The sequence below is a fragment of the Bacteroides sp. A1C1 genome (assembly GCF_004328515.1).
Taxonomy (GTDB): Bacteria; Bacteroidota; Bacteroidia; order Bacteroidales; family Bacteroidaceae; genus Bacteroides; species Bacteroides uniformis.
Genome location: NZ_CP036491.1, coordinates 2,567,631 through 2,587,057 on the forward strand (window position 1 = coordinate 2,567,631; position 19,427 = coordinate 2,587,057).

Annotated in this window: 7 protein-coding genes and 1 pseudogene; 7 read left to right on the forward strand and 1 reads right to left on the reverse strand. The window is 46.5% G+C overall.

All coding sequences use genetic code 11. From position 1 onward, the window contains the following. Nucleotides 1-22: 22 nt before the first annotated feature. Nucleotides 23-1,705, forward strand: coding sequence for a RagB/SusD family nutrient uptake outer membrane protein (locus EYA81_RS10285; protein WP_117599963.1), 1,683 nt, complete (start codon nucleotides 23-25; stop codon nucleotides 1,703-1,705). Between the two features lie 32 nt (nucleotides 1,706-1,737). Continuing rightward, nucleotides 1,738-3,540, forward strand: a complete 1,803-nt coding sequence (locus EYA81_RS10290) for a hypothetical protein (RefSeq protein WP_117599763.1) — start codon at nucleotides 1,738-1,740, stop codon at nucleotides 3,538-3,540. Between the two features lie 134 nt (nucleotides 3,541-3,674). Here the strand turns inward: EYA81_RS10290 and EYA81_RS19810 are convergent. Then, nucleotides 3,675-5,024 (reverse strand): annotated as a pseudogene (locus tag EYA81_RS19810) (glycoside hydrolase family 43 protein). 201 nt (nucleotides 5,025-5,225) lie between these two features. On the opposite strand from EYA81_RS19810, the gene EYA81_RS10300 reads away from it, so the two are divergent. From EYA81_RS10300 to EYA81_RS10320, 5 genes are all read left to right on the forward strand, one after another. Beyond that, on the forward strand, nucleotides 5,226-6,953 hold the full coding sequence (locus tag EYA81_RS10300) for a cellulase family glycosylhydrolase (protein WP_117599762.1): 1,728 nt from the start codon (nucleotides 5,226-5,228) through the stop codon (nucleotides 6,951-6,953). A gap of 245 nt (nucleotides 6,954-7,198) precedes the next feature. After that, entirely contained in the window at nucleotides 7,199-11,257 is a 4,059-nt protein-coding gene (locus EYA81_RS10305) for a hybrid sensor histidine kinase/response regulator transcription factor (protein ID WP_117599962.1), read from the forward strand. A gap of 138 nt (nucleotides 11,258-11,395) precedes the next feature. Further along, nucleotides 11,396-14,278 carry a TIM-barrel domain-containing protein gene (locus tag EYA81_RS10310; RefSeq protein WP_131225703.1) on the forward strand — a complete coding sequence of 961 codons (2,883 nt, stop codon included), beginning with the start codon at nucleotides 11,396-11,398 and terminating at the stop codon, nucleotides 14,276-14,278. Nucleotides 14,279-14,419: 141 nt separating this feature from the next. Next, complete coding sequence (locus EYA81_RS10315) at nucleotides 14,420-17,002, forward strand: sugar-binding domain-containing protein (RefSeq protein WP_131225704.1); 2,583 nt, start codon at nucleotides 14,420-14,422, stop codon at nucleotides 17,000-17,002. Between the two features lie 23 nt (nucleotides 17,003-17,025). Then, complete coding sequence (locus EYA81_RS10320) at nucleotides 17,026-19,239, forward strand: glycoside hydrolase family 3 C-terminal domain-containing protein (RefSeq protein ID WP_117964250.1); 2,214 nt, start codon at nucleotides 17,026-17,028, stop codon at nucleotides 19,237-19,239. Nucleotides 19,240-19,427: the final 188 nt, after the last annotated feature.

Sequence of the window (19,427 nt, forward strand, 5' to 3'; positions counted from 1 at the left end):
TAAACCCAAAAACAAGAAAGAAATGATGAAATTCAAATTAAATATACTGGCTTTGGCATTGTTCGGCTTTGGGCTGGCATCCTGCACAAACAGCTTCTTGGATGTGGAATCGAAGACGGAATCTTCCACCGGAAACTATTACAAGACAGAAAGTGACGCTTATCGCGCTTTGGTAGGCTGTTATGACGGATGGCAATGTACTACATCTAATAAGGGAGTAGGTTTTTATCTGGCTTCAGAGATGATGTCGGATGAGTGTTTTGGTGCTACCGGTGTTGCTGATGGACGTAATTATCAAGTAATCGATCGTTTTGATCAGGCACAGTCTACATCTGATTTGAACATATACGAAACAGATTGGAAAAATTATTATGCCGCTGTTTATCGTTGTAACGAGTTGATTTCCCGTGCAGATGACATTAACTGGACGAGTGAAGCAACAAGAGGCACTTATATAGGAGAGGCACGTGCTATCCGTGCACTTTGTTATTTTGATATGGTTCGTCTATGGGAAAATATCCCTTTGTTGGATATTCCTACTACTGATAATATTTCGCAAGCAAATCCGGATGACGTTTACCAGCTCATTATCAGTGATTTGAAATATGCTGCCGAGAATATTCCGGCCAATGCCTATCCGAAAGCACAAGCTGCATCTAACGACGGACATATTACGAAGTATGCTGCTGAGGCTCTTCTGGCACGTGTTTATCTGTTCTATTCCGGTTATTATGGTAAAGAACCTGCTGGGCTTACTAGAGCTGAAGCTTTAGCAGGAGTGGAAGATGTGATTGCTTCCGGGGAATTTGGTTTGATAGATGAGTTCAAGAATCTTTGGCCTGCTGCTTCCGTGACTTGGACAACTAATAATGATGGTAGCCATACCAAGACAAATACGTATGCAGGGCGTGGCAATGTAGAGACAGTACTGGCTCAAAAATTCAACTATACATCAGACTATAATGGTAATGCTGATGGTAATGCTTGGCAGGTGATGATTGCACTCCGTAATTTGATTGCGGTGCCTTATGGACAAGGCTGGGGAGGCTGTACAGTCAATCCGAAATTGGTGAATAGTTTTCAATCTGGTGACACTCGCAGTACGGCGTCCATTATTGACTGCGAGGCTGAGGGCCTTGTAGATCACGATAATTTCTCGTTGCTCTATAATGACCAACGTGAGTATACGGGTTATGCTATCAAAAAGTATTCGCCACTTGCTATTTGGCAACAAGCTGAAGATGGTACTTGGAGTGAAATAAATGAAGTAATGGGAAAGGACATAGGTGCAGGCGAGTATCAACTTAGTCCATATCAGGATTTCATTGTAGTTCGTTATTCGGATGTATTACTGATGGCTGCAGAGCTCGGTAGTCCTAATGCCCAGAGTTATTTGGATGCAGTGCGTGATCGCGCTTTTGGTGGTGATACCAGCAAGCGCGTGACAGCAACAAAGGAGAACATCCTGAAAGAACGCATGTACGAGTTTGCTTTTGAAGGGTTGCGTTACTGGGATCTGCTTCGTCAGGGTGTGGAAGTTGCTGCTTCCGAAATTGCCGAAACTCGTACTGTGCTCAGTGGTGGCGTGGAAGACGTAGTGACTATACAGAGTAGTAAGGTTGTATCAACAAGAGGTTTGTGCCAAATACCTTATAACCAGATAAACCTTTCAAACGGTGTGCTGAAACAGAATGCCGGTTGGTAAATGGATGTATAACAAATAAAAAAATCTAAGGTATGAAATTAAACTATTATATCTATTCGCTTATAGCAAGTGTGATGCTAATATTCAGCGCTTGTTCCCCCGATGAATATGATCTGGGTGACAAAGGAGTGACATCTGATGATCTTGTGGAGGGTATTGCCTATACGATTACTCATGACTCGAAGAATCCGAACATTGTTTATTTGGAAAGTAAGTTAGGTGTCAATTACACTGCTTTGTGGGAGCATCCCCAAGGACGCAGCCAAGAACAGAAAGTGACACTAAAGATGCCTTTTGAAGGTACTTATACTGTGAAATTTGGTGTAGAGACACGGGGTGGTGTTATTTACGGTGAACCTACAACTTTTGATATCAGTACTTTTTGTGCGGACTTTGTAAACGATGAATTGTGGTCATTCCTTACCGGAGGTGTAGACAGTGAGAAAGTTTGGATATTTGACGATGGTTCCTATGGCTATGCGGCAGGTGAGATGACTTATGCTGACCCTTCAAAAACTACTGAATGGAATAATTGGGAAGCTAACTGGGATCCGGGCAAGGGACATACTGGTGATGATGCTATTTGGGCAAGTACAATGACCTTTGACTTGAAAGGTGGAGCTAATGTAAATGTACATTCCGAGTCGGTTTCAGGTACTACGGACAGTAAAGGAACCTTTATGCTGAACACAGAGAACCATACCATCACTTTCACAGATTGTGATTTACTACACACTCCTGGCTGGACTGATAGAAGTACAAACTGGAGAAAAGACCTGAAGATACTGGAACTGGATGAAAACCATCTGCGTGTGGCTGTCATGCGTGATAATAGTGAGGGTGCTTGGTGGTTGATATGGAACTTTGTCTCTAAAGAGTTTGCTGACAACTATGTACCCGAGGATCAGCCTGATCCGGAGCCCACATTGCCCGACGGATGGAAAGATGCTGTATCTCAAACAGTAAGTACCACTATTCAGTGGAATATGTCTGCTGATGTTCCTTTTGACTGGGCAAATCTGGATGGTAGTTTGATGAATAACTTTACAGCAGGCAATTATCCTGACTGGGCAACTCCAGTAGCAGACCTTGATAAACTCTCTCTGACTATGGATTCAAAGGCTATGACCTATGAATTCTCCATGCCCGACGGAACAACCGTAAGTGGTACATATACACTGGATGAAAAAGGTATTTATTCTTTTGAAAGCGGTGTGCCTTCTTATCATATCGGTGGTGGAGACATCATGTTCTTTGCCAATTCTGATAACCAGCTCCGTATTCTTCGCCTGGAGACTATGGCAGGAAATGTGACAAGTATGTGGTTGGGAGTACGTAATGGTGATAAGGAGGAATATGTTGCCTATCATTTTATTCCCAATGCAGCAGGAGGCTCTTCTACTCCCGAACCCAAAGCGGTGGTAGTAGATAACAGTAAGCTGGTGTTCGGACATCTCGAAGGAGAGAAGAATAACTTCCGTATTGAAATCTACAATGATTTTGGTAGTACTAAAAATGATAGTCCGGTAGACCTTTCTGCTCTGACGTTTGATTATTCTATGAAGCTGACTTTCAGTATCAGCGGATTGAGTGGAGATGCACTGACAAAAGAGTATAATGCAGGGTTGATGTACACTGCTCCTGGATGGTGGCCTTCTTACAGTGGTGAGTCCGATGTTAAAATTAAAGGAGACGGTACTTATACTATTACTTATAAGCCGGAAGCAGCCATTAATGGTGCAATCGTATTTGTGATTGATATCTTTGATATCTTCAGTGATATTACCGAACCGGATGCTGTAAAGGTAACAATAGATAACTTGGAGATTTTGTAATCTCCTATGGTGGACGATGCTTTCGTGGCGTCTGTTGTAATAGGTATAAAAGGAAAGGCTACCCGTGAAGGGTAGCCTTTCCTTTTAAATGGAGGATTATTGATCAGTTCAATTTCTGAAGAACGGGTATATGCTTATTTCTCGTAGTCGAAATATTCAAAATCTGCGTACGCCTCTGATCCAGTCGAGCCGGAAGCTGCATATAGGCCCAGCGTGATTTCCGTAAAGCCACCTGGGGTTTCGGTACTGATATAGCAGGCATTCATGCGTCCCATCTCCTTGAAATTCTTTCCGTCCGTAGCATATTCAAAGGAATATATGTCTTTGTCGCCTTTTACACGGAGTTGCACTTTACCTTGAGGCAAAATCACCTCCTTTTCTATATGGGTCATTGCTCCGAGACGGTAGCGTAATACTACAGCTTGTTTCCCGTCTTCCTGCTGTTTGACGAAAAGGTCATAGTGTGCAGGTTTAAACATATAGACCGTCAATCCGGTTTCATCTCCTGCAGAGGCTTTCTGTAGCCGCATGGAAGTAGTAGCGGTAAAATCGATATGTTCTTGTCGGCGGCCGACGAAGATGGGGCTTTCCTTGCTGTTATCCAAATTGACGGGAGTCGCTTTCAGCCGTAACTTGCCGGATGAGAAAGTGTAGTGTTCCGGATGTGCACCCATTCGGCTCCTAATTTACCATCTTTGAATTCTGTGCGGGTAGGTTTTTCTGCAAACGTTTGTTGCGGCAGGGTGGGAACATACATTTGCAGGGCAATGGTCCCGTCTCCATTCACTACAGGCCAGGCGTTGGTGGCCCAGCGCACGGGAGCGAGGAAGGTTTCGCGTCCTAATAGATGGTGGGAACCCGTTTGCGGGCGGAATGCCAAGTAGACCATCCACCAGCTTCCGTCGGGAGCCTGAACAAGGTCAGCATGCCCGGTGCCTTGAATGGGGCTGTTCTAGGCGTTTTTGTTAATGTGTGTCAGAATCGGGTTGGTGGGGGGCTTTCGTATGGGCCGTCTATCGTGCGGCTGCGGGCAATCGTCACCTTATGTCCATATTCCGTACCGCCTTCAGAAATCAGCAGATAGTACCAGCCGTCTTTCTTATAGATATGCGGACCCTCCGGATGGCGTCCTCCCGTACCGTTCCAGATGTGCTTGGATTTACTGAGCTGTTCGCCGGTCATCGGGTTGATTTCGCATAGAAAGATACCTATGTCGGGGTTGCTGACCAGATAACATTTACCGTCTTCGAAATAGAGGGAGGGGTCAATGCCACCTTGTTTCAGCCAGATAGGATCAGACCATTCACCAAGCGGGGCGGTGGTATGGACGATGAAGTTGCCTTTGTCCGATACATTGGTGGTAATCATGTAGAATGTTCCGTTGTTGTAGCGGATGGTTGGCGCATAGATACCTCCCTACTGTTGACCAAGTAGAAGTCATCGCCTACGCGGCAAACGCTTGAGTCGGGATGGTAGCCCGGAATAACCGGATTTTGATATCCCTGCTTGTCTTGTGAATTCCAGGATGGACAAACAGGCTACGCCTGATGTCAGCTATTGATTACTTTCTGACCCTATTCGGTAACAAATCATACTGTTTGGCATAACATGCTGTTTGGCTATTTCTCACTTTTTCCGCTACTTTTGCTATTACTTTTAACCATTATTTAATACCTAAAAACAACATGAAGAATATTATTAAAAGATTCCAGATTAGCTTGGTGCTATTGGCACTTTTCCTCTCTTCTTTTGTGAGTGCGTGCTCCAGTGATGACGAAACAGTGACTCCGGAAATTACTATTCCTGAAAAAATTCTGATGAATGGAATGACTTTCTCCAAGGTCGGAGGAACAAGTACATTGAACATCAAATCGAATGTTGCGCTGGAAGTAACCAGCAGTGCGCCGGATTGGTGTAAAGTCACTGCCGAGAACTCCACATCGAGCACTATCCTTAAATATGCGGTTACAACTGAAGCCAATACGGAACCAAGTGACCGGGAAGCAAATGTGATGGTGAAGTCCGGAGGTAGTGAGGTTGGCCATTTTATTGTGAAACAGACGGCTGCGGATGGACTGGTAGTTGAGTCGACTACTTTCCCGGAAAAGGTACCGGCTGAAGGAGGCAATTATATTGTGACACTGATAACAAACGGTGATGTACAAGTGGCGGTCGATAGTGATTGGATAAAAGAGGTCAGTACACGTGCTGCAATGTCAGAAGCTGTTAAGAGTTTTATCGTTTCAGTTAATTATGGAACTGCTCGTTCGGGACTTATCACTTTGACTTTAGGAACTTTGACAGAGACGGTTGTTGTCAGTCAAATGGCCGGTCAACTGCCTGATGAGGGTATGGAAAGTGATGCAATGACATTGGCGGCAAAGATGTATGCAGGCTGGAATCTCGGAAATACGCTGGAAGCTATTGGAGGTGAAACTGCATGGGGAAACCCGAAGGTTACGGCGGAACTTATCAAGAGTGTGAAAGAGCTTGGTTTCAATGCGGTACGCATACCTTGTTCCTGGGATCAGTATATAGAAGACGGAGGGACATACAAGGTAAAAGATGAATGGCTGAACCGTGTTTATGAAGTGGTAGGCTATTGTGTATCCAATGATATGTATGCCATTGTAAATATCCACTGGGATGGCGGTTGGCTTGAAAACAATTGTACTGCCGACAAGCAGGAAGCTAATAACAAGAAGCAAAAAGCTTTATGGACTCAGATAGCGAATAAATTAAATGTCTATGATGAGCATTTGCTTTTTGCCGGATGTAACGAACCCAATGTGGAAAATACTGCCCAAATGGCTGTATTGAAATCTTATGAGCAGACTTTTATTGATGCTGTGCGTACTACGGGAGGTAACAATGCTGTGCGCAATCTTATTGTACAAGGACCGTCTACAGATATCGGCAAGACCGACAATCTCTTTGGCGACATGCCTACTGATGTGGTGAAGGACCGTCTAATGGTCGAGGTACATTACTATACCCCTTGGACATTCTGTGGTTTGGAGAAGGATGAAGATTGGGGGAGGATGGCCTACTTTTGGGGAGACTATAAAGTCGAAGGTTCCAACCGTAATGCTACTTCTGGTGATATGACTGAGATGAGTGAATTATTTGCTAAAATGAAATCTCAGTTTGTGGACAAAGGAATTCCCGTTATCCTTGGCGAGTATGGTGCAATGGTGCGTACCGGACTTGGAGAAAATCAAGAGGCTCATAATAAATCTCGCGAACAATTTAATGAGGTAGTAACTCGTGAAGCGAAAAATCATGGTATGGTTCCGTTTTTTTGGGATGGTGGTACGTTTGCTATGATTAAGCGTGCTGATGGAACGATAGGTGATAAATATACCTATGATGGCATTATGAGAGGTGCTAAAGAGGGTAAGTATCCATTTTGATAGAATATAGAACAGTTTTCTAAGTTTCATATAGATAGTTTTTATTAGGTTACAAAATTGTTAATATAGTTTTTTTTGATTGGTTATGGAGAAGTCTGTCCGTGAGGAATGTACTTCTCCTTCTTTTTTCTGCCCATGAAACAAATGAGGGGGATAAAATGATAAAAAAAGACGGGCTTTTCTTGTTTTTTTTTAGGCTTTTTGCTTCATTTGCAATAAAATATGTGTTCCTTATCTCCGATAGAATGAAAAGATTGCTATTACTTGTCTTATGGGTTTGGGTAGCTTGCTTCACTGCCGCTTCGCACAACTACATGTTTAAACATTTGGAAGTAAAAGACGGGCTTTCCAATAACCAGGTTAATGCCATTTATAAAGATTCACATGGATTCATGTGGTTTGGCACAGCTTCCGGGCTGAACCGTTATGACGGCTATGATACCAGGATATACCGCAGCCTGAAGGATGACGGCAATTCGCTGCCGGATAGTTATATTGAGGACATTCAGGAAGATGCTACTGGAAATTTGTGGGTACGTACAGGAGCGGGATATGCCATTTATAACTCTGTATCCGATATTTTCGACCGCAATGTGGAGGGCTGGATGTGGCATATTGGGATAAGTGGGAATCCTTCCACTGTGTATATTGATAGCGAAAAGATTTTCTGGATTTATGTGGCGGGTAAAGGTATTTACTGTTATAAGCCGGGACAAGAGAATGCGGTGATGGTGGCTGGTACTGATACCTTGTTGACAGAGATGAACATAACAGACATGACGGAATGTAGTGAGGGAATCTTGTTGGCTTTCGGCAATGGAGTTCTGGCTTGTCTGGATAGGGAGAAGTTGAATGTAAAATGGACTTTCGACGGTATTGCCAGTCAATGGGGGAAAAATCAATCAGAAACTTTCACTTTGTTCGTTGACAGTCATGAACGTGTCTGGATGTATAGCGTTGAAGGAATGTGGGTTTACCATCTGCCGAAGAAAAGCTGGGAGGTGCGTTCTGTCAGGAGCGATCGCTCTAACATGGTACGGGCCATTTCGCAGGATAAGTATGGAAACATTTGGATTGGTAGAGACCAGGATGGAATTGAAGTGATAGGTCTGGATGGAGAGAGCGTGCGATTGATGAATGACCCTAATAATGAGCGTACGATTTCCAACAATACGGTGACTGTTCTCTATGAAGATAATGTTGGTACCATGTGGGTGGGCACTTATAAGAAAGGTGTTTCATTTTACAATGAAAGTAGCTTCAAGTTTGGCATTGTCGATTTGGGTGACATTAATTGTGTGGAGGACGGACAAGGGGATATTGTGTGGTTGGGGACCAATGACCGTGGACTGGTGCGCTGGAATATGGTGACGGATGAACGGAAAACCTTTTCGCATACGGCAGATCCCCGTTCCATTTCAAGCGATGTGATTGTCTGTCTTCTTCAGGGTCGTGACGGCCGGTTGTGGGCAGGAACTTTTTGGGGCGGACTGAATTGTTATGACGGTAATCGCTTTATCCATTACCGTGCCAACAAGGATGACAAGAACTCACTGGCTTATGACAATGTATGGGCACTGGCCGAAGACGCTGACCGGAATATCTGGGTGGGGACTTTGGGGCAGGGATTGCAATGCCTGGACCCTAAAACGGGAATTTTTACAACCTATTCTACTGGGAATTCCAATCTGGTGTCGGATTATATCTCATCCCTTTGTGTAGGGCGCAACAATACATTATATATTGGAACTGCAGCAGGCATAGCTGTCATGGATTTGTCCACCAGGAAAATTGCGAACTTTACCGGTACAAAGTCCGGTAAGACCACTCTCTCAAATTTGGTCATCAATCAGGTGTATGAAGACAGTAGAGGACTGCTTTGGCTGGCTACACGCGAGGGACTTAATGTATACGATCCGCAACGGGATGAAATACATGAAGTCCCCATAAAATCCGATTTCTCGAAACTACTGATATTAGGTATCACGGAAGATGATAATAAAGGAATGTGGGTCAGTACGGGAGGGGAGCTGATAAATGTGGTTCTGCTGTCGGACAATAAGACGGGACAGATTTCTTTTCGTTGTTATACTTATAACGATAAGGACGGGTTGCAGACTTGTGATTTTAATCAGCGTTCTCTTAAACGCCTGCATACGGGTGAAATCGTAGTAGGAGGACTGTATGGACTGAACCGTTTCAGACCTGATAACATAAAGTACAACCGTACACTACCTAAAGTAATGTTTACCGGATTTCAACTGTTCAATGAGGATGTAAAGGTGAACGAAGAGTATGCAGGCCATGTGATATTGAAGGAGGCGCTGAATGAAACGAAGGAAGTGGTGCTGACTTATAAGCAGAACGTATTTACGGTGTTTTTCGCTTCGGACAATTATGTGTTACCGGAAAAGACGAGGTATCTTTATAAGTTGGAGGGATTCAATGAGGACTGGTTGACGAGCATGTCCGATATGCACCGTGTGACCTATACGAATCTGGCTCCCGGTACGTATGAGCTGAAAGTAAAGGCTACGAATAGCGACGGATATGCAGGTACTGAAGAGGCTTGCTTGAAGATAGTGATTCTTCCGCCTTTTTGGATGACTCCATGGGCATACACTTGTTATGTGCTGTTATTGCTCGGTAGTTTGTTTCTGGCTTTCTATACGGTGCAGCGTAGGGAGCGTAACAAATTCAAGATACGCCAGATGGAGCGGGATGCCAAAAAGAACGAGGAAGTTAACCAGATGAAATTCCGTTTCTTCACGAATGTCAGCCATGAATTGCGCACTCCGTTGACGCTGATTATCTCGCCGTTGGAGAGTATGATGAAGGAGACGGCAGATGAAAAATGGCAAGACAAACTGGGTATGATTCACCGCAATGCATTGCGTCTGCTGAATTTGGTGAACCAGCTGCTTGATTTCCGTAAGAATGAGATGGCGGGTTTGCACCTTACTCTTTCCGAAGGAGACATTGTGGCGTATGTACGTAATATCTGTAGCTCTTTTCTGATGCTTTCGGAAAAAAAACATGTGCACCTTACTTTCTTTTCGGCGGTGGAATGGCTGAATATGTCCTTTGACGAAGACAAGGTGGGCAAGATTGTGATGAACCTTCTGTCCAATGCCTTTAAGTTTACTCCTAATGGCGGGAGGGTGGATGTTTCGTTGGAAGTGCTGAAGGGCTCTCCGGAAACTCTGGAAATCAAAGTATCCGATACGGGGATAGGAGTCAAGGATGAAGACAAGGAAAGGATATTCGAACGGTTCTATCAAGCGGAGCACGAAGGGGAGGATAATCATTCCACCGGAAGCGGTATCGGGCTAAGCTTGGTGCGTGACTTTGTGACGCTCCATGGTGGTGCTGTGCGTGTGTTCGACAATGTGGGTTCGGGCAGCGTATTTGTAGTGGATATTCCTATCAAGCATTCGGTGGTGAATGTTGCTACGCCTTTGTCGGAAGAAGCGGCCGAAGAAGATGCGGTTGCGCTGGAAGTGATTGGGGGGACAAATCGGGAAAAGGAAGAATCGGCCGGAGAAAAGAAGAAGCCCTTGGTGCTTATTGTGGATGATAACGAAGATTTTGTTGCCTTCATGAAAGACAGCTTGAGTCTTTATTTCTCCATTCAAGTAGCTGCCAACGGACAAGAAGCATGGAATGTCATCCCGGAGCTGAAGCCCGACCTTATTGTCAGTGACTTGATGATGCCCGTAATGGATGGCAACGAACTTTGCCGCAGGGTAAAGACGGACAAGCATACGGAGAATATACCTTTTGTGTTGCTGACTGCCAAACAGTCGGTAGAGAATAAAGTAGAGGGCTTGACTATCGGTGCGGATGATTATGTGACGAAGCCGTTTAATATGGAAGTGCTGATATTGCGTATGCGAAAGCTGATAGACCTTAGCGGTAAGAATAGGCTGCGTACAAAGATTGACCCCGAACCAAGTGAAATAGCCATTACTTCGTTGGATGAAAAGCTGGTGGAAAATGCTATCAAATATGTGGAAGCGAATATTGCACGTAGTGATTTGTCCGTAGAGGAGCTGAGCCATGAGTTGGGTATGAGCCGGGTACATCTTTACAAGAAACTCTTGCAGATAACCGGTAAGACACCCATTGAATTTATCCGTGTCATCCGTCTGAAAAGAGCGGCGCAGATGCTGCGCGAGAGTCAGCAAAATGTATCGGAGATAGCGTATCAGTTGGGCTTTAACAACCCCAAGTATTTCAGCAAATATTTCAAGGATGAATTCGGTGTTTTGCCCTCTGTTTATCAGGAAAGAGAGGGTAAATAACAAAAGATACCCCTTACGGAAACATATTGTCTTTTAGGGTAATCAAAAGCGCCCTTGTGTTTCAACATCGGGGGGACCCGTTTTTGAAGGAAACTTTCTATTTTTACATCGGAGAAAATTCACTTTAAAAACAGTAATATGAAATTGAAAAACACTTCAGTTTATTTGCTTGCCGGATGGATGCTCGCCGCATGTTCCGGAGGCGGATTCCAAAAGACCGAGAACGGTGTTGTTGTGGAAGTCAAGCAGCAGCAACCGACGGATGTGCGTAAAGTAAGATTAGAAGTAATGGGCGAGAAGCTCATTCATGTATCGGCTACTCCTGAGAAGGAATTTTCAAAGGAGCAGAGTCTCATTGTGATCCCTCAACAGAATAAGACCGACTTTAAGGTCGAAGAGCAGGGCGATGAAGTGACTGTCAAGACATCGGAATTATGTGCCATTGTGTCCAAGACAACGGGTGAGGTACGCTTCACGGATGCTGACGGCAAGCAGATTCTGGCTGAAGACTCTGACGGGCGGACCTTTACTCCGGTGGAAGTGGAAGGTACGAAAGGATATACAGTACGTCAAGTATTCCAGTCGGCAGGCAATGATGAGGCTTTCTATGGCTTGGGCCAGCACCAGGCGGATGAGTTCAACTATAAAGGTAAGAATGAGGAACTGTTCCAGTATAATACAAAGGTGTCTGTACCCTTCATTGTGTCTAATAAGAACTACGGTGTGCTTTGGGACAGCTATTCGCTCTGCCGTTTCGGTGACCCGCGCGATTACTCACAGCTGGGTGATGTCTTCAAACTTTATGATAAAGAGGGCAAGGAAGGTGCTTTGACCGGTACATATATTCCGGGCAAGAAAGACGTGGAAACCCTTGTACGTCGTGAGGATTCTCTTTATTTTGAACATCTGGACCGTGCCGCACATCTGAGTAAGGTGATTAATTTGCCTGAGGAGTTCCCGTTCGGAGGGTCCGACGTAGTTTATGAGGGAGAAATAGAACCGGCAGAAAGCGGCTTGTTCCGCTTCATCCTTTACTATGCAGGCTACATGAAAGTATATATTGATAATGAGTTGGTGGTTCCCGAACGTTGGCGTACGGCTTGGAATCCTAATAGCTATAAGTTTGCTGTCAATCTGGAAGCGGGCAAGCGCGTTCCGTTGAAGATAGAATGGAAGCCTGACGCCGGAATTTCTTACTGCGGTCTGCGGGCATTGAGTCCGGTGGCTGATGAAGAACAGAACAAACTCTCCTGGTGGGGTGAAATGCAGAATGAAATAGACTACTATTTCGTTTATGGTGATGATATGGACGATGTGATTAGCGGCTACCGTACATTGACAGGTAAATCCCAGATTATGCCGAAATGGGCGATGGGTTACTGGCAGAGCCGTGAGAAGTACAATACGCGTGAGGAGGTTCTCTCCACCTTGAAGGAATTCCGTGAACGTCAGATTCCTATCGACAATATCGTAATCGACTGGCTGCACTGGAAGCAGGATTCTTGGGGAAGCCATGAGTTCGACCCCGAACGTTTCCCCGATCCGAAAGGAATGGTCGACTCCATCCACGCCATGAATGGACGTTTGATGATTTCCGTATGGCCCAAGTTCTATGCTACGACCGAACACTTCAAGGAATTTGACGAAAAAGGCTGGATATACCAGCAGGCTATTAAAGACAGTATTAAAGACTGGGTAGGTCCCGGCTATCTGGGCTCTTTCTATGACGCATACGATGCCGATGCACGCAAGCTCTTCTGGAAGCAGATGCAAGACCATTACTATCCTCTCGGCATAGATGCCTGGTGGATGGATGCCAGCGAACCGAACATACGCGACTGTACGGATTTGCAATACCGCAAGGACCTTTGCGGTCCGACAGCACTCGGCCCCTCTGCCAAGTTCTTCAATGCATACGCGCTGATGAATGCCGAAGCTATCTATGACGGACAGCGCGGCGTGGAACCGGATAAACGCGTCTTCTTGTTAACACGTTCCGGCTTTGCAGGATTGCAACGCTATTCTACTGCCACCTGGAGTGGTGACATCGCTACCCGTTGGGAAGATATGAAAGCACAAATCTCTGCCGGCCTGAACTTTGCTGTCAGCGGTATCCCTTATTGGACTATGGACATCGGCGGATTCTGTGTAGAGAACCGTTATGTGGCTGGTCAGATGGAATTCAACAAGACTGGACGTGAAAATGCTGATTATAAGGAATGGAGAGAGTTGAATACCCGTTGGTATCAGTTCGGCGCTTTCTGCCCGTTGTTCCGTGCACACGGCCAGTATCCGTACCGTGAGGTTTGGAATATCGCTCCGGCAGGACATCCGTGCTACAACTCCATCGTTTATTATACGAAGTTGCGTTACAACATGATGCCGTATATCTATTCTTTGGCAGGTATGACTTATTTCAATGATTATACCATCATGCGTCCGCTCGTAATGGACTTCACAGCTGATGCAAACGTCAACAATATAGGTGACCAGTTCATGTTCGGTTCTGCCCTGATGGTGGCTCCGGTTTACGAATACGGTGCACGCAACCGCGAGGTTTATTTCCCGGCAAGCTGCGGTTGGTATGACTTCTACTCCGGCAAGTATGTGGACGGTGGCCAGAAGCTGACAGTGGATGCTCCTTATGAACGTATTCCGCTCTACGTTTGCGAAGGTGCCATTGTACCTTATGGTCCGGATATGCAATACAGTGATGAAAAACCGGCTTCGGAAATCACACTCTATGTCTATACGGGTAAGGACGGTGCATTTACACTCTATGAAGATGAAGGTGTGAACTATAATTACGAGAAGGGACAATATGCCACTATACCTTTTGCTTATAACGATGCTGAAGGTACACTGGTTATCGGTGACCGTACGGGTGACTTCCCTGGTATGCTGAAGGAACGTACTTTCAATGTAGTGAAGGTAAGCAAAGATCAGCCGCAACCGTTCGATTTAAAGGCGAAAGGCACAACAGTGAAGTATGCCGGAAAAGCGCAAACTATAAAATTATAATCAGAATGATAGACGACGGTGCCAGGGAGAGAAATCTTCCGGGTGCCGGTCTCGTTGTTCCCCGGTGCCAGAAACTTCCCTGCTTCTGAATAGCTGTAAGAGAGGAATAGGCACTCGATAATCTTTTAGATATTTATTACCATGAATAAAATCATATTGTCTTTGGCCATCGGGCTGTCCCTGCTGGTTGGTTGCAATGCTCCTAAAGAGGTAGCTGGCGATGACCGTAGCTTGGATTTTACTGCCGACTGGGCCTTTCGCTTGGGAGACGATACAGCGGCATCCCGTTCAGATTATAATGACGCAGACTGGCGGAAACTGAACTTGCCCCACGATTGGGCTGTTGAAGGAGAGTTCAGTCGGGACAATCCGTCAGGAACAGGGGGAGGTGCTCTGCCTGGTGGTATAGGTTGGTATCGTAAGACTTTTATTGCCGATAAGGTCGATGAGGGCAAGCGCTATCGCATAGATTTCGATGGTGTCTATATGAACTCCACCGTTTATATTAATGGGCATGAACTGGGAACACGCCCCTATGGATACATCTCGTTTAGTTATGATTTGACTCCTTATATTAAATGGGGGGAGAAGAATGTGATTGCTGTAAGAGTGGACAATGCCGAACAACCCAATTCACGTTGGTATTCCGGTTGCGGTATCTACCGTAATGTGTGGTTGACGAAACTGAATCCGGTGCATGTGGCACAGTGGGGTACCTACGTGACGGCAGAAGAAGTGTCGAAGAACAGTGCCCGGTTGAAGATACGTACCAGTTTACAGTACGATGTAGAGACGCAGACGGAAGATTCCGTGCAGCAGGCCGACGGTACATATGTTGTGTTCGATTCGGAAATTATTCCTCTGATTGATGTCGTCCTGCAAACCCGGTTAGTGGATGCCGACGGTCATGTGGTAGGTGAGGCTGTGTCGGAAGCTCAGCTGATGCCTGTCGCTCCGGCAGAAATGGAGCAGGAAATAGAATTGAAGAATCCTAATCTCTGGAGTATTGATGCACCTTATATGTATGAGGTAGAAAGCATCCTCAAGAATAAAGAGACCGGCGAGGTACTCGACCGTTATTATACTCCTACCGGCATCCGTACTTTCCGCTTCGATGCACAAAAAGGATTTATCCTGAATGGTGAACAAGTGAAGATAAACGGTGTCTGCATGCATCATGACCTGGGTTGCCTGGGAGCTGCGGTGAATACGCGCGCCATCGAACGCCAGTTGGAGATTCTGAAAGAAATGGGTTGCAACGGAATCCGTTGTTCCCATAACCCTCCTGCACCGGAGCTGCTCGACTTTTGCGACCGTATGGGCTTCATCGTGATGGACGAGACTTTCGACATGTGGCGCAAGAAAAAGACCCGCCACGACTATTCACGCTATTTCAACGAATGGCACGAACGTGATTTGACTGACCTTATCCTGCGTGACCGCAATCATCCTTCCATCTTCATGTGGAGTATCGGCAACGAAGTGCTGGAGCAGTGGACGGATGCCAAAGCCGACACCTTGAGCCTGGAAGAGGCCAACCTGGTCTTGAACTTCGGTCATAGTGCGGATATGCTGGCAAAGGACGGAGAAATGTCCGTCAACTCATTGCTGACAAAGAAACTGGCAGATATGGTGAGGGAGCTCGATGCCACACGTCCCGTGACGGCAGGTTGCAACGAGCCGAACCCGAACAATCATTTGTTCCGTTCCGGTGCGCTCGATATTATCGGCTTCAACTACCATGACGACTGGTTTGCAGGTGTTCCCGAGAACTTCCCCGGCAAGCCGTTCATCGTGACGGAAAGTGTTTCCGGCCTGATGACACGCGGTTACTACCGGATGCCGAGTGATTCGATGTTCATCTGGCCCGAACGTTGGGACAAGCCTTTCTATGATGCCTCGTTCTCTTGCTCCTCCTACGACAACTGTCATGTTCCTTGGGGCAACCGTCACGAAGGTACTATGCGTCATGTGAAGAACAACGACTTTATCAGCGGACAATACGTCTGGACGGGCTTCGATTATATCGGTGAGCCTACTCCTTACGGTTGGCCGGCACGCAGCTCTTACTTTGGCATTATCGACTTGGCCGGCTTCCCGAAGGATGTCTACTACATGTATCAGTCCGAGTGGCGTCCGGATAAGGCGGTGTTGCATCTTTTCCCGCATTGGAATTGGACGGAGGGACAAGACATCGATTTGTGGGCATATTATAATAATGCCGACGAAGTGGAGCTTTTCGTGAATGGAAAGTCGCAGGGTGTGCGCAGCAAGGGAAAAGATGATTTCCACGTCATGTGGCGCGTGAAGTATGAGCCGGGTACGGTAAAGGCTGTTTCCCGTAAGGAAGGGAAGACTGTGGCCGAACAGGAAATCCGGACAGCGGGCAAACCAGCACAGATTCGTCTCAGCCCCGACCGCAGTACCATTCAGGCAGATGGTAAAGATTTGAGTTTCATTGCGGTTGAGATTTTGGACAAAGATGGAAATTTGTGTCCGAATGCCGAAAACGATGTGACCTTTGCCGTAGAAGGTGCCGGTTTCATTGCCGGAGTGGACAACGGAAGCCCTATTTCTATGGAGAAGTTCAAGGACAACCACCGCAAGGCTTTCTACGGGAAGTGCCTGGTGGTACTGCAGAACAACGGTGAACCGGGTGGTGTCAAGGTGACGGCTACGGCTGATGGACTGGAGAAGGCGACGACAACGATTAAAATTAAATGATAATTTAATGTGCCAATTAAGATATGAAGAATAAATTTTTAGCAACCCTATTATTGACATGCTCCATCAGTACCGTGTCTGCACAGACACCGGTCTATATGGACGATGCACAACCTATTGAAGCACGTGTAAAGGATGCCCTTAGTCGGATGACGCTGGAAGAGAAGGTAGCCCTTTGCCATGCGCAGAGTAAATTCAGCAGTGCGGGTGTTCCGCGACTCGGCATTCCCGAGCTTTGGATGAGCGACGGCCCTCACGGTGTCCGTGCCGAAATCAACTGGAATGACTGGGGATATGCCAACTGGACCAATGACAGCATTACCGCTTTCCCGGCCTTGACTTGTCTGGCCGCTACCTGGAATCCGGACATGTCTGCCAAGTATGGCAAGGCCATCGGTGAGGAAGCGCGCTATCGTGAAAAGGATGTGTTGCTGGGCCCCGGCGTCAACATCTACCGCACTCCGATGAACGGGCGTAATTTTGAATATATGGGCGAGGACCCTTATCTGGCCAGTGTGATGTGCGTACCTTACATCCAGGAGTTGCAGAAGAACGGAGTGGCAGCTTGTGTCAAGCACTATGCGCTGAACAACCAGGAACTGTGGCGCGGACATATTGATGTGAATCTTAGCGACCGTGCTTTGCATGAAATCTATCTGCCTGCATTCAAGGCTGCGGTAGAAGAAGGAGGTGCCTGGAGCATTATGGGCGCTTACAATAAGATTCGCGGCCAGCACGCCTGCCATAACGATTTCACACTGAACAAGATTCTGAAAGATGACTGGAAGTTCGATGGCTGTGTCATTACCGACTGGGGCGGTGCCCACGACACCTATGAAGCTGCCGTCAACGGTCTGGATATTGAAATGGGTTCTTACACCAACGGTCTGACGTCCGAGAGTGTATTTACCTATAACGATTATTACCTTGCCAACCCTTACCTCCAGATGTTGAAAGATGGCAAAGTGCCGATGTCTACAATAGACGACAAGGCTTCCCGTATTCTTCGTCTGATATTCCGTACGGCGATGAACCGTCAGAAACCCTATGGTTCGGTAGCTACGGAAGAGCATTATGCCGCTGCCCGCGAGATAGGCAATGAGGGCATTGTGCTCTTGAAGAATGTTCCGGTGGTAAAGAAAGGTGCTCCGTTGCTGCCGATTGATGCAGCCAAGTATCAGAATATCCTGGTGGTGGGCGATAATGCCGTACGCTTGCTGAATCAGGGAGGAGGCTCTTCCGAACTGAAAGTGAAGGATATGGTATCTCCGCTGGATGGCTTGCGTGCCGCTTATGGCGATAAGGTAGCCTATGCGAAAGGCTATGCCGCCGGTCGTCCGATGTACGGCCGTGCAGATGAAATTCCGCAGAATGTGGTAGACTCACTCCGTGCAGAAGCTGTGGAAATGGCGAAAAAGGCAGACTTGGTGGTATTGGTAGGCGGATTGAACAAGAACCACTTCCAGGATTGTGAAGGCGGCGACCGTCTGGAATACGGCTTGCCTTTCGGGCAGGATGAACTGATTGAAGCTTTGCTGGGTGTAAACAAGAATCTCGTTTTGGTACTTCTCAGCGGCAATGCGGTGGAAATGCCGTGGGTATCCCGGGTCCCTGCCATTGTGCAAGGTTGGTATTTAGGCTCCATGGGTGGCAAGTCTCTGGCTGACATCTTGAGTGGTGCGGTAAATCCAAGCGGAAAGTTGCCCTTCTCTTTCCCTGCCAAGTTGACGGATTGCGGTGCACATGCTTTCGATGAACTCAGTTATCCGGGCGACAGCATTAAGCAGGAGTACAAGGAAGATATTCTGGTGGGCTATCGTTGGCATGACACCAAGAAGATTCCGGCACTCTTCCCCTTCGGTCATGGCTTGAGCTATACTACTTTTACATATGGCAAACCGGTGGCTTCTGCCAAGACCATGGCTGCCGACGGTACGCTGACGGTGACAGTTGCCGTGAAGAATACGGGTAGCATTGCCGGAAAAGAGATTGTACAGCTTTATGTAGGCGATGATAAATGCAGTGTGCTTCGTCCTGTAAAGGAGCTGAAACATTTTGCAAAAGTCGCTCTGGCACCGGGCGAGGAGAAGAGTGTGACTTTCACCCTTACTCCGGATGATTTGAAGTTCTACGATGAGGCTTCCGCAGCTTGGAAGTACGAATCGGGTAAGTTCAAGGCATACGTTTGCGCTTCGTCTGCCGACGTCCGTGGTGTAGTTTCGTTCGAAATGCAATAAACTTATAATCAGTGCGTAACCACTGCAAAATCAGTGCAACTATTTTGCAGTGGTACTGCATACCTTTTGCAGCGCTACTGCAATTGCTTTGCAGCGTCACTGCAAAAGGTATGCAGCAATGCTGCAAAGTGTATGCAGTAATGCTGCAAAATGTATGCGGTAAGTTTGCAGCCTGAAATCAGAATCAA

Coding starts and splice junctions, on each gene's coding strand:
- EYA81_RS10285 (WP_117599963.1), top strand. CDS start 23: ATGATGAAATTCAAATTAAATATACTGGCTTTGGCATTGTTCGGCTTT.
- EYA81_RS10300 (WP_117599762.1), top strand. CDS start 5,226: ATGAAGAATATTATTAAAAGATTCCAGATTAGCTTGGTGCTATTGGCA.
- EYA81_RS10315 (WP_131225704.1), top strand. CDS start 14,420: ATGAATAAAATCATATTGTCTTTGGCCATCGGGCTGTCCCTGCTGGTT.
- EYA81_RS10310 (WP_131225703.1), top strand. CDS start 11,396: ATGAAATTGAAAAACACTTCAGTTTATTTGCTTGCCGGATGGATGCTC.
- EYA81_RS10290 (WP_117599763.1), top strand. CDS start 1,738: ATGAAATTAAACTATTATATCTATTCGCTTATAGCAAGTGTGATGCTA.
- EYA81_RS10305 (WP_117599962.1), top strand. CDS start 7,199: ATGAAAAGATTGCTATTACTTGTCTTATGGGTTTGGGTAGCTTGCTTC.
- EYA81_RS10320 (WP_117964250.1), top strand. CDS start 17,026: ATGAAGAATAAATTTTTAGCAACCCTATTATTGACATGCTCCATCAGT.